Raw genomic sequence first — 23,148 nt, 5'->3', positions numbered from 1 at the left:
CCTGTCATCCGCAAGCCTTTGCGGGGAATGATTCGGCGCCGCCCTGCCAATTGGCTCCAGCAGGGCAGAACCAAGAGCCAGATCGAACGGGCAACCCCCTCAGCCAAGCTATAGACCTTTGCCGAGCATCTGCCCGTTTACGGTCTTGCCATATAAATTCACCCCGTCATTGGCGTGGTATTTATCGCGGGTTTTTTCCACCGATCCATCAACCAGCCGCGGATCCTGTGGCCGTTCATGGCTATTCATGAAAGCCGCCACGTGCCAGGCGTCTTCATTCGACAAGGTGCCGCCCTTGCCCAACGGCATGCTCTCCTTGATAAAGGCAGCGGCGGTGTTAATCCGATGCATGCCAGCGCCCCAGTTGAACGAATCCGCGCCCCACAGCGGCGGGAAAACAAAGTCTTCGCCCGACTTCTGTCCCTCGCCACTTTCTCCATGACAGACCGCGCACTGTGCCGCGTAGATCTGCTCGCCCTTTACAAGGTCATATCCCCCCTCGGGCTCAGGTACTTCCGGATAGGCACGCCCCGGCAACTCCTGGCCGGTCGGTGCGCCCGTAGCAAGCCAGTACGAATACGCCGACAGCGCTGCAATAATGGGCCCATCAGCTGCCGGTGCTTTCCCATTCATGCTGAATTGAAAGCAACCTTGTATGCGATCAGCGTAGCTATTCACTTTATCGTTCTTGCTCCGATACGCCGGGTACATGGTGTATGCCCCCCAGAGCGGCGCGGAGTTGGCTTTGCGCCCTTGATCAAGGTGGCAGTTGGCGCAGCTGAGACCGTTGCCTACGTGTTCCGGGGCTCGATTTTTAGTATCCACAAATAGCGCCCGCCCTTCCTGAACCAGCTTTCCATAGGCGTTGTCTGGCAGCTCACTTTCTAGCGGGGGCTGGAAATAATGCTCGCTCGCCAGTTCCGCCGCAGCGGTAGGGATCTGCGACTGATCTTCCATGGCAATGTCATCAGCATAAGCGGGCATCGCCAGCGCGAGCAGCAGAAAGGCGCTTGAATAAGCTTTCATCTTCCAGCTCCTGTTTCGGTCAAGCTGGCAAAGTAGTCCGAGACCGCCTTGATCTCGGCGTCGCTCAGCTTGCGGGCAATGTGCCCCATCAAGTCGTTGGGATCGTTCTTGCGAGTACCCTGGCGCCAGGCATTAAGCTGCGCGGACAGATACTGGGTCGACTGCCCAGCCAGCGGAGGAAAGGCATCGCCGACGCCAACCCCGCTCGGTCCGTGGCAGGCGACGCACTCAGGAATATTGCGTTCCCAGGCGCCGCGCAATGCCAGGGTCTCGCCAAGCCCCTCAACCAAAGCTGCGCGGCCGATTCGTTCGACTGCCGGCCCTGGTTTGTCGGCCAGCATAGCCGAAACGGCCTGTGATTCTTCAGCGCTCAAGGCGGCCGCGATAGGCTGCATGATCGGGTTAGCGCGCTTACCAGAAGCGAAATCGGCCAGCTGCTTTTTCATGTATTCGGCGGACAGGCCACTAAGCCGAGGAAATCCCGCTGCAGCCAGCCCCTCGCCATCTGCTCCATGACAGGTGACACATGCCATCGCAGCGGGATTGGCTCCGCCTTTTATATACACAGATGCCGGATCGACGGCGTGGGCCTGGACTGTTGCTACCGCAAAGAGCAACCCGAAGAACCCGCGAAAGACGTTCATAAAAGCCTCTTGTTATTTGTTTTAACTTCAGTGCCCACACCCGCTCTACCGCCTATTAGCCAAGGTTCAACTGATAAAGACTGGGTAATTTATTTGGCATGCAGGAGTGCAGACTTGACCCTATAACTTGTAGCATAGCCCTTTCGCCCAGACGGCGCTTAGCAGTCACCGACCCGCAGCATGCCCCTGGTTGGCCAGCCCTACCTAACAGGCTACCCTAGCCGCCCATTTTTCACCCATCGACCGTTACAGTGAGTCACGGTCTGCATTGATTCAGGATGATGAACGACTATACCTTCAAGCTCGCAAACTACTGGCGTAACTCCCTAGCCGATGCCGAAAATGGCAACGGTGCCTTATCCACCAGCCAAGCCGAAAAGCTAACGGCCTTAACCCCTGAGGCCTTAACTGCAGGCTGCGTACCAGCAGAGCAGGTGAGTCCGTTATTCGCCAACGAACCCGCTGAATTGCCCAGCGTTGAAATCACCCTGCGCCCCTGGGTTTACCAGTCACGCCTGGAGCACCGCAAAGCCCGCAACGGTGTACCTGCGGTAATAACTCCGGTTGTCTGCCGAGTATTAGTTACCCGCGATGGTCGTCTTTATCCAACCGCACAAACGCTGATGCCCCGCGACATTCTCGAACCACTGGACCGCGACAGCTTCGCCATTGGCACCCAAGCCGACCTGGACACGTTCTTGTCCGCCGAAAACGTCTCGCAGTTCGATTCTTCCGCCGAAGGGGCAGAACTAAGCGCCGACGAGCAGCGCGCCATGTGGAATACCTATCTGCAGTTCTGCATGAAGATGTTCCGCCAGGTCAGCAGTGGTTGGGATGGGGCGGAGAATGGCTTCGAACTAGCCGATTTCGGCTATCTGTTCAAGGAAGAACAAGCGGACGGCTTCAGTCGCAATATCGTCTGTCTGTATGACCACTTGCGTGACAGCAAGCCCAAGGCCCCGCTATTCGAGCGCTTCGCACAGCGTGAGCCTAGCCCCGACGAACCCTGCTTGCCGGGCAACAGCCAGTTCGCCACGCGCCTTGGCCATGCCGGGGACCTATATGCTTTGGCGCCTGCCCAGCGTGATGGCTTGGCTCACCTGCTCGTCGCTCAGGCGGGGGATGTACTGGCCGTAAACGGGCCGCCGGGTACCGGTAAAACCACTTTGCTGCTTTCGGTTGTCGCATCGCTCTGGGCCAAGGCCGCCGCAGCCGGTGGGGAGCCACCGGTCATCGTCGCCAGCTCCACCAACAACCAGGCTGTGACCAACATTATCAAAGCCTTTGGCAAGGACTTCTCAGAAGGTAGCGGCCCCTTTGCCGGGCGCTGGCTGCCAGATATCAAAAGCTTTGGCGCTTACTTTCCCAAATCCTCGGCCGAAGCAGACATGGCGCGCAGCTACCAGACCAAAAGCTTTTTCACTGGGCTCGAGTCGCAAGACTATCTGGACAAGGCGCAACAAGCCTATCTCGCCCACGCCGCTTGCGCTTTCCCGGAAGATCCAAGCCCAAGCGTCCACGGCACGGTCAAACAGCTCCAGGCCGCAATCCGCTCAAGGCAGCAGCAACTGACCAACATCGAGCATGCCTGGACCGAATTGACCAGCGCCCGCAAGGCTGTCCAGGAGCGGCTCGGCGACGATCCGCAGGCAGGCATTGCGCGTCTCGACGAACAGCACCTTAACCAGGCCAAGCAACTTGCAAACGCGCAAGCGCGTCTGAACATATTTAAGCACCACCTGGCCCATGAACCGCTGCTCTACACGCTATTTGGCTGGCTAGGTCCGGTCGCGGCCAAACGTCTGCGCCTGGCGAAACTACACCTCGACGAAATCGACTCCGAACTGCAAGACGCCACCAGCGTTGGCGAAATCGAAACCCGACTGACAACCACTGTCGCGCAAGCCAGCAAAACCCAGAAAACACTCGAAGCCCAGCTGCAGCAAGCGCGAGAACGGCTGCAGACCGAGCAACGTCAGCTATTGAATTGGCAGACCGCGATCGCTGCTCTGCCGACCCCGGCCGACAAGCCTGCTGCGCAGATCACCCTCAACGACTGCGACGGCTGGGCGGACACTTCTCTGCGGTTTGAAATCTTCCTGCTAACCACCCACTACTGGGAAGGCCGCTGGCTCATGGAGGTCGCCGAAAGCCTACCAGAGATTCTCAAAAGCCGTGGCAAAACGGGGCGCAAGACCTTGGAAAAGAACTGGCGGCGCTGGATGAAGCTCACACCCTGCGTGGTCGCCACCTTCTTCAGGTTACCGAAGGAACTGCACTGCAAGCGGCACGATGGTAATAGCTTCGTCGATGATTACGCACTGAATTTAATTGATCTGCTAATCGTCGATGAAGCCGGCCAAGTTCTGCCTGAAGTCGCCGCAGCATCGTTCGCACTCGCCAAGCAGGCCCTGGTGATCGGCGACACCGAGCAGATCGAACCCATCTGGTCGATCCCCGCTGCGGTTGATATCGGCAACCTGATGAGCGCCGGCCTGCTCTCGCACGACAACGTCGATGACGACTACGCTGCCTTTTGCGCTAGCGGCCGTAGCGCGGCCAACGGCAGCGTCATGGCCATCGCCCAGGCTACCAGCCGGTATCACTATGATCCTGACCTCGCGCGGGGCATGTATCTGTACGAGCACCGCCGCTGCTACGACTCGATCATCGAGTACTGCAATGCCCTCTGCTACAAGGGCAAACTGCAACCGCGACGAGGTCCAAAACCGAACGGGGGTTTGCCAGGCCTGGGCTACCTGCATGTGGACGGCATGTGTCAGCAGAGCAATGGCGGTAGCCGTCAGAACCTGCTGGAGGCGCAGACGATCGCTGCGTGGATTCAAGCAAATCAAGCCGAGCTGAAAGATCACTACAACAAAGAGCTATGGGAAATCATTGGCGTGATCACGCCGTTCGGCGCACAGACGCAAGCCATCGTCCAGGCCTGCGCAGCACTAGGCATCAACACCGGTAAAGGCGATGGCCAGATGACTGTCGGCACGGTTCACTCCTTCCAGGGTGCCGAGCGGCCGGTGGTGATCTTCTCGGCGGTCTATTCCAAACATGCCGACGGTGCGTTCATCGACCGCAAGGACAGCATGCTTAACGTGGCCGTCTCTCGGGCCAAAGACAGCTTCCTGGTATTCGGCGACATGGACTTGTTCAGCCAGTTGCCCATCAGCAAGCCGCGCGGTCGACTGTCCCAGTTCCTGTTCTCGGATTCGGCGAACGAACTGATTTTCGATTATCAACCCAGGCAAGACTTACAAACGCCGAGTACTGGGCTGAGTTACCTGCATGACGTTGAAGAGCATGATCAGTTTCTAATGCAAACGCTGGAAACGGCTCGCCATCAGGTTCAGATCGTGACGCCCTGGGTGGTGTTGCGCTGGATGCAGGAAAGCGGTGCCCTGGAACTCATGGGCAATACCGTGCAACGTGGCGTCCAGGTGGTGGTGTATACCGACCTGGGTTTCAACACGGGCATCAAGCGCACCCAGCCTGAGGGTGACCCCCAGAGAATTGCCGAATTCAAGCAGGCGATCGCCACGCTGAAAGCATCTAATGTTCAGGTGTGCGTGGTCAACAAGGTGCATAGCAAAATCGTTATGGCCGATGAAGAGCTGCTGTGTATCGGCTCATTCAACTGGCTGAGCGCGCAACGCTACGGCGACTATGTGCACCATGAAACATCCATGGTCTATCGTGGCCCGGATGTAAACGGAGAACTTGCAATCAACCGCACTAGTTTAGCTCAACGGGTGACGCACGGGCCGCCCTGATGTTGAGGCCGCATCAGGGCTGACAGCGCACTGTTCAACTGCGATTAAACATGGGGGCTGACCATAGAAGATGCCCGCTAATCCTCAATGCAGATCGCCCGGCGCTGCACCGCCTTGGCGGTCTTGCCGATCAACATAGCGATGAGGATCGTTAACAGCCCCAAGAGTGTTACGCCGAGCCACTTGAAGAAGGGCAGCTGCAACTGCTCGTACATGAGAAAAGTCGCAATGGTGATCGCGGCCATGGGGAAAGAGTAAGCCCACCATGACAGGAAGAACTCCAGCCGTAGAAACCTTTTCACCTGGGTCAACAACATCAACGTCAGGAAGATTGCCACGTAGTAAAGAATGCGACCAAAGGAATCGATCTCTCCGACAAGCTGGAACCACGAGATAAAACCCACCGCTGGTGGTGCGATCAGGATGAACAGTGTCGGCAATAGCTTGGCCGGCAGCGGCTGATGAAAGAACATCCGGTAAAAAATGATGGTCAGCAGCACCAGCCAGAACACCAGCCCGATACTGAAGAAAAACCACGAGATTTCCGCAGATGCATGCCGTACGCCTGCAATGGGCACCAGAATATTGCCGACGATGGGGATAAACCAGGCCGGATTAATGTGGGTAATCTCAAAGTGGGTCTGGTGTAGCCAGGCCGATAGGACATAAAGCGTAAAGCCAAGATGCAGTGCTGCGCCAATAGCCCAACACATCAGGGAAAGCTCGTTAGTGTAAGGCAGAAGAGCAACGCTTATTAAAATCAGGCCAATGGAGATGGTAGGGAAAAAGTTCAGCTTCACCGGATGGGCCAACTCGGCTTTTACCTGCTCGGGATACTTCAGGATCTTGCTCAGGTAGAGCACCAAGAGAATGACAAACGCAGCAATGGTCACCCCGAGCAGAATCGGGCTCGGGCTCACTGACAGTCCCAGCAAGGTTTCCGCACGGTGCCAGGCGATGCTGAAACCGCTCATCCCCATCACCACCGCGAACCACGAGATCGGAAAATTCTGCAATCGGGAAGGCTGTATCTTGGTCATCCGTTCACCTCCAGTTCCTGGAATCGACCCGAGTTGTCCAGAGGCCACCCGACCAACTCAAGCCTACACACTCATAACGTGAACGTGCGCATCTCGGGGTTCAGTGTCTGACCGGGCGTGACGTCGTTCGTTAATCGATAAATCCCATGTCCAAGCTACTCCACTACAGAGTGTCCTTCAGTGACAAAGTCACTTTCATTCCCTGGCAGCGACCTCCAGGGATTAAAAACCGGACAGCTGTATTTTCCTGCTGACGAAGAAACAGTTCACCAACTAAATTTACATTGAGGACCAGACCCGTTGCGGGCTTAAAGCCAAACTTGCCAGAGCGCGGCGCGTTATCCTAGCCATACCCCCCTACCCAAGCTCGTGCAGGTAAAAGGTGAAACTGTGAGCAAAAAAAAGGCCCTCTCTTTCGAGAGGGCCTTTCAAAATGGTGCCGGCACCAAGAGTCGAACTCGGGACCTACTGATTACAAGTCAGTGTTATTGCTACGGAATCAGAGGCTCTTAGAGACCATATCCCAAAATCAATCCATCCCAACCTCATGTTCCTAAACGATTTATTCGCCGTAACGCCCAAAACAGGCAATATATAACCACGAAAGAAAAATGGTCAAACTCCTACCCCAATCCTACCCGAAACGCTAAACTCCTACCCGAAACCTACCCCAAAAAGGATCGGCCATGAGCAGCAATCGCTCTGCATTGAAAGAACATTTTCTGAAGCGGCTGAAATATGACCCGAAGAACCCCCGCCAAGAATTCCTCGACCCTCCTGTTTATGGCCAGGGGACTTTTGGCGTACGGGTTAACAAGAGGTCAATTGCGTACATTCTGCTATACAGCTTTCATGGCAAGCCAAGGAGGCTGACTTTAGGCTCCTATCCAAAAATGTCATTGGCGGATGCCCGAGCGAAGTCAACGCATGCTGCCCAGTTGGTAGAGCAAGGTATCGATCCGGGTAAGAAAAAAACTCTCGAACTGTTCGAGTACCGCACAAGCCCTTCCGTAGCTGATGCGGTGGATACTTACCTCGTATGGGCCAAAGCCAACAAAAAATCTTGGAAAGAAGACGAGCGAATGCTCAAAAACGATTTTGTAAAGTCGATTGGGGACATGAAACTCCAAGACGTTAAACGCAAACAGATTCTGGCTCTACTGGATGACAAGGCCAAAACCGCTCCAGTCGCAGCGAACCGCCTGCAAGCAGTAGTTCGGAAGCTGTTCAATTTCTGCGTAGAGCGCGACATTATCGAAGCCACACCACTGGTAAAGATGAAAAGCATCGCGAAAGAAACGCCCAGAGAGCGAGCTCTCAACCGGCATGAAATTGTGTGGTTTTTAAAACGTTTAGCGAGCCCCACGATCACCGTCGCCACTCGTTTCGCGCTATTGCTTTCATTGATGCTTGCGCAGCGTTCGGGGACTATCGCGGCCATGCGCTGGGTAGACCTGGATTTTGACCAAGGGATTTGGGACAGATCCGGCAGTTTCGAGAAAAACAACAACCCAATCGCGACTCCCCTATCCTTCCCTGTGAGCAAGATCCTGCAGCACCTCCATCATCTTCAAGCGGTAAAACTTGAAAAGAACGGCAATATCGAAGAACCGAGCCCCTGGGTTTTACCTGGAAGAGACCGGACATCCCACCAGACCCAGCCTTCTTTAAACCGAGCAATGCGCAGGCTTTATGACACCTATGTCGCCAACTCCGACCTAGTAAAATCGGAAGGCTTGCTGCGCATTGCTGAAGGATACCCAAGGCCCACTGCTCACGATTTACGCAGAACCGCTACAACCCATATGTCCGGCCGGGGCCTAGGCAAAGATATAAGGGGCAGGATTCTGAACCACGCCGATTTGAGCGTGGACGCGATTTACGACAGGTATGCCTACTTCGACGAAAAAGCGACTGCCTTGAACGACTGGCACGCATACTTGCTCGATCTGTTCAAAGAGGCCTTTGGCCACAAGAATTGGATCAAGGTTTACGGCCAAGAAGCGCCTCAGGTTAATAAAAGCAAAGCGAAACCCGCTGAGATCGAGCCCAATACGCCTCGCACCATCATGGTCGGAGGCCGGGAAGTCGTATTGTCAGAGCCTAAGATCAGTTGAAAGCTGCCAGAACGCATCAGCAACCGCTTTCACACCCCATACGAACCGGAATGTGAACGATGCTGCACTTTCCATTCACTTCATCAAGAAAAGTGCAGCATCCTGCACTTTGATCACGCGGCTACTCTCAATGAGGGTTATGCTGAGCGGGCTGCTCGACATCAAACGCAAGAACTCATAGCGGCATACGAAAACCACAACAGCAATACATTCCGAGATGGACGTTAGGAGTTGGGGGACGGCACCGGTGAAATTTGAAAAGATTCCCGCTGGCTTTGAAGCGGGCTGCCGCATTAAGGCTGAAAACCGAGCTCGAAAAATTGCGCTGCTGGCGTCAATGACGGCAGAAGATAAAGCGCGTTTCAACCGAGACAACGCCGATTGGTTTGAAAAAATAGCTGCGGATTTTGGCGGCTACACCTCAGGAAACGCGCCACGTGGCGCCCACTGATTGATACTGCTACCAGCTGTCCGATCATTTCGCGGAGGAAATCATCCACCACGTTCAACACTCGGAAGCGGCGGCCATTAGCCAACTGATCAGAGACAAAATCCATAGACCAAGGCTCGTTGACGGCCCTAGGGACTTCAAGTGGTTGCCGAAGACGCTGCAGCTTCTTACGTCGCCTGGTGCGGACCTGCAGTTTTCCTCGGTATATATCCGGTACGTTCGCTTGCGGTTGATCACCAAGCCCTCGGTCTTCAACATGCTGTGCAGAAACAGATAGCCATAGGCTGACTGCTGCGCAGCAAGCTCTCTGAGCTGCGCTCTCAAGGCATGGTCATTCCTGGCCCTGGCTTGATACCGAAACGCGCTACGGGAAATGCCTACAAGCTGGCAGGCGCTCCGGTCACTGACTCGGTGCTGCTCAATCAAGTGCCGGGCGGCTACCTTTCGGCCTGCAGCCGTTACCACTTTTTTGAGAGCACGTCCTTCATCGCCTCAACTTCAAGCAGCTTGTCTGCCAAGAGCTTTTTGAGCTTGTTGTTCTCTGAATCCAGCTCGCGCAACCGTTTCGCTTCGTTCACTTCCAAACCGGCGTATTTGCTCCGCCAGTTGTAGAACGTGCCACTGGATATGCTGAGCTTGCGGCAGATGTCGTCGACCTTGGCGCCGGCCTCATGCTCCTTGATAGCGCCAATGATTTGCTCTTCGGTGTATCGCGTCTTCTTCATATCGAGATCTCCATCTTGCTAGGTTAGCTGGAAATCTCATCGAGTTCATGGCGCGGATTTTGGGGGAAAGGTCAGGCCCGTTCCATCTCGGCCTCCGTCTCGGCGGAGTCATGCTGACGATGTTCATCCAAATTGTGGCGTATCAGCTTGCGTAACTTGTCGCGCTTGGCCTTCAATACCTTGAAGGTGCCTGACCACTCCTTGGCGGCATTGGATGAGGTCTTGTAACTGTCGATGGCAAACAGCTCGTTACCCAGCAAACCCGCTGATGACAAACCAGTAGCACCTGCTCAAATACGGCTTCGATAGCTCCGGCATTTTCGCTGAGAAAGCTCGCTAGCGAAGTGAAGTGCGGGACCGTATCGCAGGACAGTGCCTTGAACAGCCTGTAACGGGAACTACAGCGCCTGAGCGTTTGCTGCCAGGGCGCAGTTTACATGGCTATTTGGCGACCAGCGCTCCGGATTTCAATTAGTCTGCCGGATTAACCGTGCTCACAAAATTCCGAATCAATATCGACATGGCCGGAATGTTCGAACTCCAGCGTAGAGTGTTTTATATCGAAATCCTGCTTCAAAAGCTGTTTTATCTCGCGCTTTATCTCTTCAAAGTGATTCCATGCATTTTGTTCGATGACCACATGAGCTTCCAGCGATGCCTTGTGCTCCTCCATTTGCCAAAAATGCACATGGTGTAGATCAATAACACCATCGACCCTTGAGAGCGCGGTAATGACAACCTCAACATCCAGATCAACCGGGACTCCCAGCATCAGCGTCCGGACTGTGCCACCAATTTCGGTAAAACCTAGATAAAGCACATACCCGGCGATACCTATCGTGATTGCAGGATCAACCCAACGTAGGTCGTAAAGCAGAATAAGGGCACCGCCAATAATGACGGCGACAGAAGCAAGTGCATCGGAAAGATTGTGCAGAAACAAAGCGCGAATGTTGACACTATCTTTCTGCATAGAATAGGTGAGCACGGCGGTCAATGTATCGACTGTCAACGCAACAACGCCCAGCCAGACTACCCACCAGCCCTTTATTTCCGGTGGATCAATAATGCGCATGCCGCCTTCGTAAACGAGGTAAAACCCGATAATAATCAATGAAGTGTAATTTATCAGCGCTGCAACGACCTCAATTCGACCATAACCGAAGGTCATTTTTGCATCTGCGGGACGGCGCGCTATCTTTCGAGCCGCATAAGCAATTACTAACGAAGCCATGTCCGAAAAGTTATGTAGGGCGTCCGCAATTAACGCAAGACTGCCGGCGAAGATCCCGCCCCCTATCTGAGCGATGGTCAGTATTCCGTTAGCCCAGATGGCAATAGCAACGCGTTTGTCTTTGGACCCACCAGACATATGGGTATGGTCATGACTCATAGGGTCCACCTCCACATGGGTTTAGGATGATAGCGTTTTTGTGTTCCAAAACCTGGATTCTAGGCTCATTGCTATTTGAAAATCGCCCGACAATTTGCCGGGCGGGTATTTTCGATTACCACCCACAAAATCTCGACGGTATTGAAGTCACACCACTGTGTTGTCTTCCACACCATCTTCAATCCGGATCGCCCGACTGACATCGCTGACGAAGATACGACCGTCGCCGCGAAGCCCTGTATGGGCTAAACCTTTCAGCACCTCAAGCGCCTCGTCCACGTACTGGTCGTGGCACACGATTTCGATCTTAACGTGCTTGACGAAATCTGCCGTACCGTCAATTGGATTAGATGCGCTGGTATGGGCTTTACTTCGTCCAAAACCACGTACCTCGGACACACTCATACCACTGATACCCTCTACCCGATGCAGCGCGAGGGTCACCGCTTCAAGCTTGTGGTTCTTGATGTAAGCTTTGATCTCTTGCATGACGTAATCTCCTTTTCAACGCGTTTCGCCGATATCATCTGGTTTATCAGCGAACCATTGATACAGGGCTGGAATAACCAACAGGGTGAGAATCGTAGCCGTCACCAGCCCCCCGACCACGACGGTCGCCAGAGGCCGTTGCACTTCGCTGCCTGTACCACTGGCAAATAGGAGTGGAAATAGACCGAGCGCCGTTGTTACCGCAGTCATGATTACCGCACGTAGCCGTGCGCAAGCCGCGCGAACACTGGCTTCAGCAACGGAAACGCCGTCCCTGACCAACTCATTGAGATAACTGACCAGCACCAAACCATTCTCCAATGCGATACCAAACAGCGCGATGAAACCAATCGACGCGGGCACCGACAAGCTCTGCCCTGTCATCCACAAGCCTACAATACCCCCTACCAAAGCCAACGGAATATTAAGCATGATCAGCAACGCATTACGAAGTGAGCCGAAGTTTGCGTAAAGCATCACGAAAACTAGCGCCAGGGTAATCGGCACCACAATCATCAGCCGTTTGTTGGCCTGTTGCTGAAGCTCAAACTGGCCGCCCCATTTGAGAAAATACCCGGGCGGCAATTCGACCTGCTTGGCAATAGCCGCGTCGGCTTCGGCTACAAAGGAGCCTATGTCCCGATCGCGTACGTTGGTCTGAATGGTAATGAAGCGTTGATTGTTCTCCCGGGTGATTTGCCTCGGCCCAACCACCTCTTCAATTGCTGCTAGCTCCTCCAGCGGGATTCGCTGCCCAGCGGTGTTCTCCAAAATCAATTGCCGAATGACCTCCGTCTCATTGCGCGCCTCCTTTTTTAGCCGGACATAGATATCAAAACGACGAATACCCTCGAACACCTGCCCCGCTTCACTTCCTCCCACGGCTACACTAAGCGTGTCGTGAACATCGCTAACATTCAGTCCATAGCGGGCAATGGCGGCTCGATCCAGCGTAATGCGCAATTGCGGGGTGCCACCGATCTGATCACGCTGAACATCCTGGGCTCCGTTTACAGTACGCATCACCTGTTCGATTTCTTGGGCCTTTTCAACCAGCAGATCGAGATCATCACCAAATAGCTTGGCGGCGAGCTCGGCCTTCGTGCCTGTGAGCAACTCATCTACGGCCGCAGCGATAGGCTGGGTGAAGTTAAACTTGGCACCAGGGAAGCTTTCGAATCGCTCGCTCATCGCGGCATACAAACCGTCCAACGTGTCCGCGCTGACCCATTCATCCTGTGGCTTGAGAGCAACGAATATTTCTGCGTTGTTCACTGGATCAGCGTGTGCACCCACCTCACCCCGGCCAATACGCGAAACCACTTGTGTTACCTCCGGAAAGTCTTCCATCAGCTGCCGTTCGAAGACGGTGATGGTGGTCTCAGCCTTTTCCAGAGAAATGGAAGGCGCCATGGTGGCTCGGATCAACAGGTCACCCTCGTTAAGGCGCGGCACGAATTCTGACCCCAAACGCGGCGCGACTGCAGCGCCCACGGCTAAAACGACCACCGCCAGCACCAAAGCGATCCAGCGGCGGGCGACCATGGCCTCTACCAGCGGTTTATAGCCCTTGAGCAGAAAGCTGACAATATCTTTGCGTGGCTTGTCTTCGCGCACCTTGGGGCTCTTCATTAGTAGCGTAGCGACCACCGGCGCGATCACCAAGGCAAAAATAAGCGATCCGAACATTGCCACCGCCACCGTATATGCCAGCGGTTTGAACGTGGCGCCCTCTACACCCTGCAAGGTAAACAGCGGCAGAAATACGATAATGATAATGCTGATTGCAAATAGGATCGGCCGTGCGACCGACTGGCAGGCACGCATTACGATATGCATACGAGACTCATCAGGTTGAGCCTCACGCAACATGCGATCCACATTTTCAACAACAACAACCGCGCCATCAACCATCATGCCTATTGCTATCGCAAGCCCGCCCAATGACATCAGGTTCGCGGAGATGCCAAAGATTTTCATCGCGATAAAGGTAAAGCCTACCGAAAATGGAATGGACAGTGCGACGACCAGACTTGGCCTCAGCCCACCCATAAAAGCCAACAGCACCAGGGCCACCAGAATAATGCCTTGCAATAGTGCAGTCATTACAGTGGTTACAGCTGCCTTGACCAGAGTGGCCTGGTCATAATAAGGCTGGACTTCGATGCCTTCCGGAAGGTTGTCGTTGATCGCCGCCAACTCCTGCTTCACAGCGCCGATGACATTCGAGGTATTGCTGCCAATCAGCTTCAATACCATCCCAACAACCACCTCGCCGTTACCATCTTTGGTCGTCAGTCCACGACGAATTTCCCCGCCAACTTCAAGGTCGCCAAGTTGATGCAGATATACAGGTGTACCGTCATTGGTCTTCACCACGATATTACGCAAGGACTCTAGGTCTGTGGCGAGACCTACCGAGCGCACAATGTACTCCTCGTCATTCTTGACAATAAACTGAGCGCCCGCATTGGCGTTGTTAGCTTCAATTCGCGCCTTGATTTCCGGCAAGCTGACGTCGTAACGGAGCAATGCGTTCGGCTCAATATTGACTTGAAACTGTTTTACTTCACCACCAATAGATAAGACCTCTGTTACGCCCTTGACGGTCTGCAAATTGAACTTGACGATCCAATCTTGAATCTCGCGCAGCTCGGTAGTGCTATATTGGCCCGTGGTGTCCTCGAGCACATAAAACAGGATCTGCCCAAGCCCAGTAGTAATCGGCCCCATTACCGGCTCACCAAAGCCTTCGGGGATTGACTCCCGAGCCATTTGAAGTCGTTCGCCCACCAATTGCCGGGCGAAATAAATGTCCGTTCCCTCCTCAAAGTAAATATTGACAACAGATAGACCGAAGTTGGAAATTGAGCGCACATGATCAAGCTTGGGCAGCCCATTCATGGCACTTTCGATCGGGTAAGTAACGTATTTTTCCACCTCCTCTGGCGCCAATCCTTCAGTTTCCACAAACACTTGAACAAGTGCAGGCGAGATATCCGGGTAAGCGTCCACCGGCAAAGTACGATAGGCGAAATAGCCCCCAACAAGCGTCGCCAGAGCTAACGTGACTACCAGTAGCCGGTTATCCAGCGCAAAACGGATGATGCCTTGCATACTGTTCCCCTAAACTAGTGGTTGTGACCGGATTCGAATTCATTCTTTTGCAGCTGCGCCTTGAGCACGAATCCGCCTTGGATTACGTAACTTTCACCGGGCTGGAGACCGCTGAGGATCTCTGCCATTTTTCCATCGTCGCGACCTACGGTTACCGGTCGCGGCTCCCAACGCTCACCTTCCTTTACAAAAATCGTTGTTTGGCCTTCCAAATCGATGATTGCGCTCTCGGGAACGACAACATCCACCGGATATTCGCCGATGGCTATGTCACTTTGAACGAACATACCCGGTTTCCACGCCTGGTTTTCGTTGGACAGAAACACACGGGCCAAGCCAGTACGCGTGCGCTCATCTACCGAGGGAGAGACATAATCAATACGGGCATCAACCGCCTCCGGGCCATAGTTGGTGCTCAGGCGGACCGACTGGCCAACCTTCACCAATGGCACTTGCCTTGGATATAGCGCAATGTCGGCCCAAAGAGTTGACATATCCGCGACCACAAAGGCAGTGTCGCTTGGAGACAGATGCTCGCCCAGAGTAACCTCCCGGTTGATCACCACGCCGCTGATTAACGATTGAAGACTGAAGCGTGCAAGAGTTTCCGAGCTCTCTGCCACAGCAAGGGTCTGGCCTGCGCTGACCTTGTCACCAGTTTTGGCACGCACCTCTACGATTTTCGCGGCGAAACGCGGACTGATGTGAGTGACTGCCTCCTTGTTAAGCTGGATCTCTCCCGGCAATGACACCTGCTGCCGGATGACACCCGCGTCCGCGACGGCAATTTCACCACCTAAATCCCGTAACAGATCGGCACTGAGAGTCAGAACCGGCTCTTCGCTGTCTTCATGACTTTCGTGGCCCTCACCCTGTACTTCTTCAGCATGATCGGCATGTCCTACTTCCTCCGCGGCAGGATTACCTTCCTCCTCAGAGTGTCCCTCTTCAGAGTCCTGTGCTTCAGCGTCTGACTCCTCCGCTGCATGCTGATGCGAAGCGTTTTCTCTGGCGTGAGTGGCTTGTGTTTCCTTTTTAGGATCGGTTGCGGCAAGGACACCCTGGAGCGGTTGCGCAACTAGGAGCAAACAGCCAAGTACCAGATTCAATAGTTTGTTCATCGTGACTTTTCCTGTCGTGACGTTTGCTCATCAACAGCGGACCCATCTAGGTATGGCAAACGGAATTCGGAGGGCGGACCGTTGGTGGTGTTGGTACGGGTAAGAGTTTGTCCGGCACCCGTCAGAGGCTGACCAGTAAGGGATTCTAGGGTTATAAGGGTCTGGTGAAAGTCGGTAGCAGCCAAAACTGCATCGTTCTCGACCGCGAGCACTTGCTGTCGGGCTTGCACGACCTCAAGGTAGGAGAAACGGCCTGCGCGGTAACCTTCCTGGATCAACTCCAGAGTCTCCCGTGCTTCGGGCAGTATGTCGTCACGCAGAACCGTGACCTGGCGACGGGTCTGTTCGAGTTGAGCGTATGCGTTGCGTAGCTCGGTAAAAATCCTGACCCGTGTTGCCTCCTCCTCCATGTCGAGTACCGCGAGGTCCTCACGCGCGGCCTGGATATTCCCCTGATTCTGGTCGTTCAAGCCCAACGGCATGGAGAACTGCAGCACCATTCCGATATCGTTGGTTTCTCGAAGGTGTTTGAAACCGGCACCGATCTCAATGTCCTGCCGGCCCGCCGCGATGGCGAGTTCAAGTTGGGCCTGGCGCAACCTGCGCTGGGTCAGGAACCGTTGCAACTGCGGTGCTTGCTCAAGCTGGGCCCGAACGCGGGTAAAGTCTGGTATTTCCACCAATGAAAAAAGTTCCGCCCCCACAATAGCGAAATCGGGTTCAGTCTCTCCCCATAAACCTGCCAGGCGGCGCTTGGCGCTCGCCAGCCGTACTTCGAGATTGCTAGTCTCCAGCGAAGCCTGCATCGAATCTGTGCGGGCGCGGCCGAGCTCGGCCCTACTAGCGCCACCCACGTCGAAACGCCTCTTGGCCACGGCTTCAGAAGCTTGAGTCCATTCAACAATCTGCTTTGAGAAATTCAGCAACCTCTGGGTTTGTGCGACTTCAAGGTAGCGGCTTGCAGCTGCCGCCAGAGCATCAAGGCGCGCAAGTTCATAGTCACGCTCTACCGCCTGGCCCTGCCAACTACCGACGTCACGTCGAAGGCTACGCTTATTACCCATCTCAATTACCTGGCTAAGCGCAAGCGTGGTTTCCATTGCGTCAATACCGGAGAGTGCTCCACTGCCAAGGACATTGTCGACGTCCACAGAGATACGGGGATTGGGTCGCAGACCCGCCTGTAGTGTTCTTGCTTCGGCTGCACGGATTTCATAGGGGTAAACAGCCAGTTCGGGGTTGGACTGCAGAACACGAGCCAGGGTCTCTGACAAGGTCAGGATCGCGGTATCACGATCAGCTGGCCAACCAAAGCTAGACCATCCCATTAACATGCTACCGAAGAGCAAAAGCCTCGCCTGACGCGACCACCCGGACGCACGCAGACGACAACAAAAAAGGGCAAGCATAAGCCACCTCATGTTAGGTTGAACAACAATTGAAATGTAGTAGGGTCAGCTCGATGGAGATCACAGTGACGCTGCCTAGGTGACTTTTCACAATCAACGTTTCACGCTTTCAAGCTTCGTCATTAGGCGAAGACTCATCCGCGTTCACACCGAATCCATATAGGTGGGTCATCATTAGGCGTAAGCCGAGATCTTCTGGCATAACTCCGTGCTCACTCCAAACAGTACGAAAGCTAACCTCATCTCGTCCATATTTCGCGATATTCCATAGCGCTCTCGCCGTGGTATTCGAATGTAATCCGTGGAGCCATTATCCCGGATGAGGTTAACCAGAGAGTTAACCGCAAGTGACAATCCTGTTATTTTCAGGTTTCTATGGCTGCGTTTTTGTTAGCCCCTGTTTGAAAAAACAAAAACCAGTTGGAGGACAATCGCGCTGAGAGGAACTTCTTCCAGCAAGACAACCGCAGTCACCAAGACCTGACTTAAATAAAACAGCCTCGATAACCTGGTTATGATTCAGACCTGCAAAAACCACTAAATTCAGGGACACTGACATCGGATATCAATTTGTTAGGATGCACGGCATTGCTGGGACTGATCCGTAAAGCAAAAAAAAGCGCCAATTAAGGCGCTAAAGCATCTCATTGGAAGGAGCAAATAAGCTCAAGAGACGAATACGGTGGTAAGACGCTGATCGTCGTTAAATTATCAAAACATCGGAACGAAATAATGACGAGAAAATCTAGCTAGTCGACTTTTAGCAAAGCTGACGCAGTCAGATAATAATAAGTCCAAAAGCGTTGTTCGGCGGCAAAGCCGATCAAAGCACTTCCAGCGGATACTCTACAATAAGACGAACTTCATCAAGGTCGGACTCAAACTCTGTAGCGCGGGTAGTCGCCTGGCGAAGCCTGAATGTCAAACCTTTCATACCTCCACTTTGAAGCACGTAAGTCGCCTCTACGTTCCGCTCCCAACGTTTTTGGTTTGTCAACGGCGTACCGGCCTCATCTCGGCGAACGTATACCTCATTAGCCCCGGAATAGTTTGCATCTCGACCTTGCGCGTAGCGGGTCATCAGACTCAGTCCCGGCCATCCAAAAGTTGCCAAGTCTAAGTTGTAACGGATCTGACGGGAATTTTCTTTGGGTGAATTAAAGTCGCTATACTGGATTGAGTTATCCAGATAAATAGAACCGGATTGACGTAAATAATCAAAATCGTCGTCGCCACTGTTTCTTTGTAATGCAACGGTGACGGTGTGTGGACCAAACTGCACACCTGCATTTCCGCTGTAGATATCATTGTCAAAACGACCTAATAATTTCCGACCTTCATCAACCGCCTTATAATAGTTAAGCCCACCTGTCAGAGTAATATTATTCGCCAAGGGATAATTAAATGAAGTGCCTGCGTAATGCTGATTCCAAGCATCCTTAAGGCGACTGGTGTAAAGACTTACATTTATATTACGACTAAGATCATAATCTCCACCAAAATAGGCGACCCAGGGAGAATCCACCGGGCCAGCGTAGAAAGTGGCAAAATCGTCTCGCATACTACTTGTATTGGGTTGACTCATTGAGTGGAGACGTCCCGCCTGGACAGTCAACTTATCGATATCAGTACTGACCAGACTAAGGCCACGAAAGCTTTGTGGTAATAACCGATAATCACCATAGTAAACAACTGGTGTTTGCGGAAATATATCCCCTATCTTGACCTCGGTATCTTGAAGCCTCGCTTTTAAGGCGCCCCCTACTTTCGAATAGCTGCTTTCGGGTCGACCAGCACTGTCATAAGGCAGCAGATCAACGGAACCGCCTGCTCCTGAGCGCCCACCACCGGAATCAAGCTTCAGCCCAAGCATTGCAAAAGCGTCCACACCAAAACCGACAGCACCATCAGTAAAACCTGACCGGAACTCTCCGATAATGGCATGAGCCCATTCCTCAGAGTAACCATTACCTGTCGGGCTGGACTGACCGTTGCGAAAGTCACGATTGAAATAAAAATTTCGATTAGTCACGTCGAGACTGATTCCCTCCACGAATCCAGTGGCCTGTTCGGCACCGACCGCACCACCTGAACCAACGCCCAACACAAAGGCAGAAAAAAGGACTTTTCTTACATTCATCAGCTACTCCTTAACCGTGGATAACATCAACCGTGCATGACATCGGGATCCGTTTTACTTGACTTTTAGCTATACATCTTAGTATACCGACTATAAATAACACCTAGCTGACCGCACCATTACAATTTTGACATAAATACAATTCCCAGGCACTTTTGTCACGAATAAATGTCGGGCGCGCAGACGTTTATACTAAGAAAATAACATTAATAACAGATTTGTCATTTTGTGCTCAGCTTGCTGTCACTCCTCTACTGTAAGCTGCTGCAAATACAAACGAGGAGGTTCTATGAAATCAATCAGTAAATTGGCTATACCCTTTGTGATCGCATTGATGTCAATTGGCGCGTGGGCTGAGGATGGGAGTGATCGCGCCCTCAGCGGAGTACCCGCCGCTAGGGCTCCGCTGCATATACAAAGTGACGGCGATAATACGAACGTTACAAAACAGGAAGAGAGCAAGCTCAAAAAGGAGACAAAAAAAGGCGCTGAAGCTCAAAACTAATTATTATATTTTTACTAATTGCTGCGCTGTTTATACCTAGCAGTTCAAAAAGCCAGTTAAGATCGTTATCTAATTGGCTTTTTGCCTATGGGCACTCTAAATAAGTCTCAGAACCAGCGATCACACGGCTATTTCCAGCTGTGACGAGTTCACAGGGCTATAAATCTGGCCGCTCATTCGGCCATTCGGTCGGTGTAATCATACGCGTGACCCAATGATGCAAGCGGTGCATCAAGATCCTCAGCAACGAGGATCTCAGGGAACCACTCGCTAATGGTTGATTCGATCTAGGGCTAGCGCATCACCAATTTACGCCTAGCATGGCGACAGAATAAAAAAAGGAAATCATGACGAGGAAATACCCAGTGAGGTCCACGCATTTTGCCGAATTGAACCCAGGGTAGTGCCAGTTAACGGAAATCCGGCCTTTTTTCGCCGTCGCGTAGTCCAACCTGAATGTCGACTTAAATAAAAATGCTTAATAAGGAGCTTTTCTTATATTATCTATTGATATTATCACCTTTATGCAGATGAGAATTCTGCTAAAATACGCGACAAATACAATGCGACAAATACAATGCGACATATTGTCACCACAATACGGCCGCCTCGCGGCTCTGTTGTGTAGCGCGAAATGAACCAGAAGGAAGCAGCATACTGTTGTATAACACATATAAAAAACGCATATAAAAACAACAGTTTCTTACTACCGAATATTATAGAAAGGTCGTTATCATGCGAATCCTTATTGTTGAGGACGAACCCAAGGCCGCAGACTACTTACACCAAGGGCTGAGCGAAAGTGGTTATGTAGTAGATAAAGCTGCGAATGGTGTAGATGGGCTTCACTTGGTCAATCAGTATGACTATGACCTAGTCATACTCGACGTCAATCTACCTGAAATCGATGGTTGGGATGTCCTAAAGTATATTCGAGGCCGCAGCGGTACACGCGTCATTATGCTTACGGCCAGGGGACGCTTGGTTGACAAAATAAAGGGCTTGGATTTGGGGGCTGACGATTATTTGGTTAAGCCTTTTGAGTTCCCTGAGTTGCTTGCTCGCATTCGCACCTTGCTTAGGCGTAGCGAACAGATGCCCGTATCCTCTGTGTTAAAAGTTAGTGATCTTGAACTAGATCCCGCGAGACATCGAGCTTATCGAGGAAATCAACGTATTGATCTAACTAGTAAGGAATTTGCTCTTCTGCACTTGTTAATGAGGAAGGCTGGCGAAGTGCTATCACGCACACAGATTATTTCTTTAGTGTGGGATATGAACTTTGATTGCGATACCAACGTCGTTGAGGTTTCCATACGCAGACTTCGGGCAAAGATTGATGAGCCTTTTGAGGCAAAGTTAATTCACACGATAAGAGGCGTTGGCTATGTGCTAGAGGACAGAGGATGAAGCCACCAAGTTTATCTCTACGTCTGGGCCTTTCTGTAAGCCTCATGGGAACAGCGCTAGTCGTCATCCTAGCGATATTAACCTACGCTATACTTAATTATCAGCTTGATTTGATAGCCAAGAACAATCTAGCTGGCAAACTAAAGCAAGTCGAACATAGCCTCAATGACGATATGACTGCACGCTTACTACTTCAGCATCCCCATGCGCTGCTGGACATGGTGATGGGGCATAATAATTTAAGTTTAACTGTTTATACGTTGAAACCTCGCTCCACAATCCTGCTTGCAGCAGGTGACGAATCGTTAATTCGCAAGTTGCCCGACATATCAGCATCTGACAACAGTGAATTTACCGCCTGGAGTGACGACAAAGGCACTGATTTCCTGACCGCTTCGAAAATAATGTTGCTCAACGATGGGAACGCGGTAAAAGTATTGTTGACCGTAGATAGATTTGAAGACACCACATTATTGGGAATGTACCTCAAATCTGCTTTATTATTTTTCCCCGCACTTTTAGCACTGATTGGCTTCGGATCGTGGTGGATCGTACGGAGAGGTCTCACGCCCTTAAGACGGTTCCGCCACATCGCATCGTTAGTGTCTGCTCAGGATCTCACGCATCGGATATCCACTGAACAACTACCTCAGGAGCTAAGTGATTTGGCACATGCTATTAACTTTATGCTCCATCGACTCGATGACGAAGTTCAACAGCTATCTCAGTTTTCTGATGACCTTGCTCACGAACTGCGATCACCTATCTCTAATCTGATGGGAAAAGCTCAAGTTACGTTGTCGAAGAAGCGTCCACCAGAAGAGTATAAGTTAGTACTCGAATGCTGTACTGAGGAACTTGAGCGCGTCTCTCGAATAGTATCTGACATGTTATTCTTGGCTCAGACAAACCACCCCGCTTCTTTGATACCTTTCGAGCCAGTACAGTTAGAGCATGAAGCCGCCCGCCTGATTGAATTGTTTAGTCTTCCAGCGGAAGAAAAGCAGATCGGCTTGAATATGGACGGCGGTGGCATTGTCCTTGGTGATCGACTGATGATACAGCGCGCGATATCAAACCTGTTATCCAACGCCATCAGGCACAGCCCAACAATGTCAAATGTCCATCTCACGATAGAAAGACGACAGCAGACCATTTCTCTAGCAGTATCTAACACAGGCGAAGGAATTCCTGCTCAACATCTTCCACATTTATTTGAGCGCTTTTACAGAGTAGACCCAAGCCGTTCACGCTCAGAAGGCGGAACAGGTCTTGGGCTGGCAATCATTCGCTCTATCATGAGCTTACATGGTGGCTCTGCCAAAGTGAGTAGCATCCCAGGAGGAGTCACCGTTTTCAGTCTTATTTTTCCGGTGACCGACAAGCCTCCAAACCCATAGTAATGAAGGGCCTTGGGGTCTCAGGGTCTAAGTGCAACACTCAGTTGATGGTCTGAAGGTTATTGCCTGTCGTCAAGGGATGTTTAATCGCCACTTCTCGGCTTTTTCTATAAAGATTCATATAGCCCTCTCAATTATTCCAGTGCCCCGTTTATTAGGCTATCAGCAATGATGGTCGCCCTTGACCCAATATGGGTTTTGGTGCGCCATCTGAGGCACCATGGAAGGCGCTTGAGCATCGGGCACACCGCTCATTGCGTAATCACTACCATCTTCGGCCATTGCTGCAGTAGCCGCGAACGCCAGAACCAGCGGGAAAAGCACTTTAGTAAATTTGTTCATGTGACACCTCTCTGTTGGGAATGGGTACAGCTTA

At 52.4% G+C, this 23,148-nt stretch carries 16 protein-coding genes and 2 pseudogenes; 6 read left to right on the top strand and 12 right to left on the bottom strand.

Annotation, left to right across the window (positions count from 1 at the left end):
- Positions 1 to 108: 108 nt before the first annotated feature.
- On the bottom strand, positions 109 to 1,026 hold the full coding sequence (locus tag K787_RS0103980) for a c-type cytochrome (RefSeq protein WP_022961498.1): 918 nt from the start codon (positions 1,024 to 1,026) through the stop codon (positions 109 to 111).
- The gene (locus K787_RS0103975; protein ID WP_022961497.1) at positions 1,023 to 1,670 is read right to left on the bottom strand and encodes a c-type cytochrome; all 648 of its coding nucleotides are present in this window, start codon (positions 1,668 to 1,670) and stop codon (positions 1,023 to 1,025) included. The genes K787_RS0103980 and K787_RS0103975 overlap by 4 nt, the downstream gene beginning before the upstream one ends.
- A gap of 281 nt (positions 1,671 to 1,951) precedes the next feature.
- Between K787_RS0103975 and K787_RS0103970 the strand changes: the two genes are divergently transcribed.
- A complete protein-coding gene (locus tag K787_RS0103970; RefSeq protein WP_022961496.1) occupies positions 1,952 to 5,455 on the top strand; it encodes an AAA domain-containing protein in 3,504 nt (1,167 codons plus the stop codon).
- 77 nt (positions 5,456 to 5,532) lie between these two features.
- On the opposite strand, the gene K787_RS0103965 is transcribed toward K787_RS0103970, so the two are convergent.
- Entirely contained in the window at positions 5,533 to 6,543 is a 1,011-nt protein-coding gene (locus K787_RS0103965; protein ID WP_201765092.1) for an SLAC1 anion channel family protein, read from the bottom strand.
- 638 nt (positions 6,544 to 7,181) lie between these two features.
- Between K787_RS0103965 and K787_RS22095 the strand changes: the two genes are divergently transcribed.
- Complete coding sequence (locus K787_RS22095; RefSeq protein WP_022961494.1) at positions 7,182 to 8,612, top strand: tyrosine-type recombinase/integrase; 1,431 nt, start codon at positions 7,182 to 7,184, stop codon at positions 8,610 to 8,612.
- A 247-nt stretch (positions 8,613 to 8,859) separates the two neighbouring features.
- Positions 8,860 to 9,063, top strand: coding sequence for a hypothetical protein (locus K787_RS24225; RefSeq protein WP_052185307.1), 204 nt, complete (start codon positions 8,860 to 8,862; stop codon positions 9,061 to 9,063).
- On the opposite strand, the pseudogene K787_RS25455 reads toward K787_RS24225, so the two are convergent.
- The 8 genes and pseudogenes from K787_RS25455 to K787_RS0103905 all read right to left on the bottom strand — a co-directional run.
- Positions 9,035 to 9,788, bottom strand: a pseudogene (locus K787_RS25455) (transposase); the annotation flags it as partial. The gene K787_RS24225 and the pseudogene K787_RS25455 sit on opposite strands and share 29 nt — an antisense overlap.
- Positions 9,789 to 9,865: 77 nt before the next feature.
- Positions 9,866 to 10,173: pseudogene (locus K787_RS25450) on the bottom strand (transposase); the annotation flags it as partial.
- 99 nt (positions 10,174 to 10,272) lie between these two features.
- Positions 10,273 to 11,181, bottom strand: coding sequence for a cation diffusion facilitator family transporter (locus K787_RS0103930; RefSeq protein ID WP_022961490.1), 909 nt, complete (start codon positions 11,179 to 11,181; stop codon positions 10,273 to 10,275).
- Between the two features lie 147 nt (positions 11,182 to 11,328).
- Entirely contained in the window at positions 11,329 to 11,670 is a 342-nt protein-coding gene (locus K787_RS0103925) for a P-II family nitrogen regulator (RefSeq protein ID WP_022961489.1), read from the bottom strand.
- A gap of 15 nt (positions 11,671 to 11,685) precedes the next feature.
- The gene (locus K787_RS0103920; protein ID WP_022961488.1) at positions 11,686 to 14,787 is read right to left on the bottom strand and encodes an efflux RND transporter permease subunit; all 3,102 of its coding nucleotides are present in this window, start codon (positions 14,785 to 14,787) and stop codon (positions 11,686 to 11,688) included.
- Between the two features lie 14 nt (positions 14,788 to 14,801).
- Positions 14,802 to 15,908, bottom strand: coding sequence for an efflux RND transporter periplasmic adaptor subunit (locus K787_RS22085; protein ID WP_022961487.1), 1,107 nt, complete (start codon positions 15,906 to 15,908; stop codon positions 14,802 to 14,804).
- The gene (locus K787_RS0103910; protein WP_022961486.1) at positions 15,905 to 17,317 is read right to left on the bottom strand and encodes a TolC family protein; all 1,413 of its coding nucleotides are present in this window, start codon (positions 17,315 to 17,317) and stop codon (positions 15,905 to 15,907) included. The genes K787_RS22085 and K787_RS0103910 overlap by 4 nt, the downstream gene beginning before the upstream one ends.
- 823 nt (positions 17,318 to 18,140) lie before the next feature.
- Positions 18,141 to 19,457 carry an OprD family porin gene (locus K787_RS0103905; protein WP_022961485.1) on the bottom strand — a complete coding sequence of 439 codons (1,317 nt, stop codon included), beginning with the start codon at positions 19,455 to 19,457 and terminating at the stop codon, positions 18,141 to 18,143.
- Between the two features lie 289 nt (positions 19,458 to 19,746).
- Between K787_RS0103905 and K787_RS0103900 the strand changes: the two genes are divergently transcribed.
- The 3 genes from K787_RS0103900 (at position 19,747) to K787_RS0103890 (ending at position 22,772) form a co-directional block, all read left to right on the top strand.
- Entirely contained in the window at positions 19,747 to 19,962 is a 216-nt protein-coding gene (locus tag K787_RS0103900; RefSeq protein WP_022961484.1) for a DUF2790 domain-containing protein, read from the top strand.
- Positions 19,963 to 20,697: 735 nt separating this feature from the next.
- Positions 20,698 to 21,372, top strand: coding sequence for a heavy metal response regulator transcription factor (locus tag K787_RS0103895; RefSeq protein ID WP_022961483.1), 675 nt, complete (start codon positions 20,698 to 20,700; stop codon positions 21,370 to 21,372).
- Entirely contained in the window at positions 21,369 to 22,772 is a 1,404-nt protein-coding gene (locus tag K787_RS0103890) for a heavy metal sensor histidine kinase (protein ID WP_022961482.1), read from the top strand. Before K787_RS0103895 ends, K787_RS0103890 begins: the two co-directional genes overlap by 4 nt.
- Before the next feature lie 162 nt (positions 22,773 to 22,934).
- Here the strand turns inward: K787_RS0103890 and K787_RS0103885 are convergent, their stop codons facing one another.
- A complete protein-coding gene (locus K787_RS0103885; protein WP_022961481.1) occupies positions 22,935 to 23,114 on the bottom strand; it encodes a hypothetical protein in 180 nt (59 codons plus the stop codon).
- Positions 23,115 to 23,148 lie beyond the last annotated feature (34 nt).

It is taken from the genome of Halopseudomonas pelagia CL-AP6 (assembly GCF_000410875.1).
Lineage (GTDB): Bacteria > Pseudomonadota > Gammaproteobacteria > Pseudomonadales > Pseudomonadaceae > Halopseudomonas > Halopseudomonas pelagia.
Note: the sequence above shows the minus strand (reverse complement) of the source record. Positions and strands in the feature narration are given on the sequence as shown.

Bases quoted from the DNA above. Each gene is read 5' to 3' on its own strand.
- K787_RS0103970 (WP_022961496.1), top strand. From the start codon at position 1,952: ATGAACGACTATACCTTCAAGCTCGCAAACTACTGGCGTAACTCCCTA.
- K787_RS0103905 (WP_022961485.1), bottom strand. From the start codon at position 19,457: ATGAATGTAAGAAAAGTCCTTTTTTCTGCCTTTGTGTTGGGCGTTGGT.
- K787_RS22095 (WP_022961494.1), top strand. From the start codon at position 7,182: ATGAGCAGCAATCGCTCTGCATTGAAAGAACATTTTCTGAAGCGGCTG.
- K787_RS0103890 (WP_022961482.1), top strand. From the start codon at position 21,369: ATGAAGCCACCAAGTTTATCTCTACGTCTGGGCCTTTCTGTAAGCCTC.
- K787_RS0103925 (WP_022961489.1), bottom strand. From the start codon at position 11,670: ATGCAAGAGATCAAAGCTTACATCAAGAACCACAAGCTTGAAGCGGTG.
- K787_RS0103895 (WP_022961483.1), top strand. From the start codon at position 20,698: ATGCGAATCCTTATTGTTGAGGACGAACCCAAGGCCGCAGACTACTTA.
- K787_RS0103885 (WP_022961481.1), bottom strand. From the start codon at position 23,114: ATGAACAAATTTACTAAAGTGCTTTTCCCGCTGGTTCTGGCGTTCGCG.
- K787_RS0103910 (WP_022961486.1), bottom strand. From the start codon at position 17,317: ATGCTTGCCCTTTTTTGTTGTCGTCTGCGTGCGTCCGGGTGGTCGCGT.
- K787_RS0103900 (WP_022961484.1), top strand. From the start codon at position 19,747: ATGAAATCAATCAGTAAATTGGCTATACCCTTTGTGATCGCATTGATG.
- K787_RS0103920 (WP_022961488.1), bottom strand. From the start codon at position 14,787: ATGCAAGGCATCATCCGTTTTGCGCTGGATAACCGGCTACTGGTAGTC.
- K787_RS0103975 (WP_022961497.1), bottom strand. From the start codon at position 1,670: ATGAACGTCTTTCGCGGGTTCTTCGGGTTGCTCTTTGCGGTAGCAACA.
- K787_RS22085 (WP_022961487.1), bottom strand. From the start codon at position 15,908: ATGAACAAACTATTGAATCTGGTACTTGGCTGTTTGCTCCTAGTTGCG.
- K787_RS0103930 (WP_022961490.1), bottom strand. From the start codon at position 11,181: ATGAGTCATGACCATACCCATATGTCTGGTGGGTCCAAAGACAAACGC.
- K787_RS0103980 (WP_022961498.1), bottom strand. From the start codon at position 1,026: ATGAAAGCTTATTCAAGCGCCTTTCTGCTGCTCGCGCTGGCGATGCCC.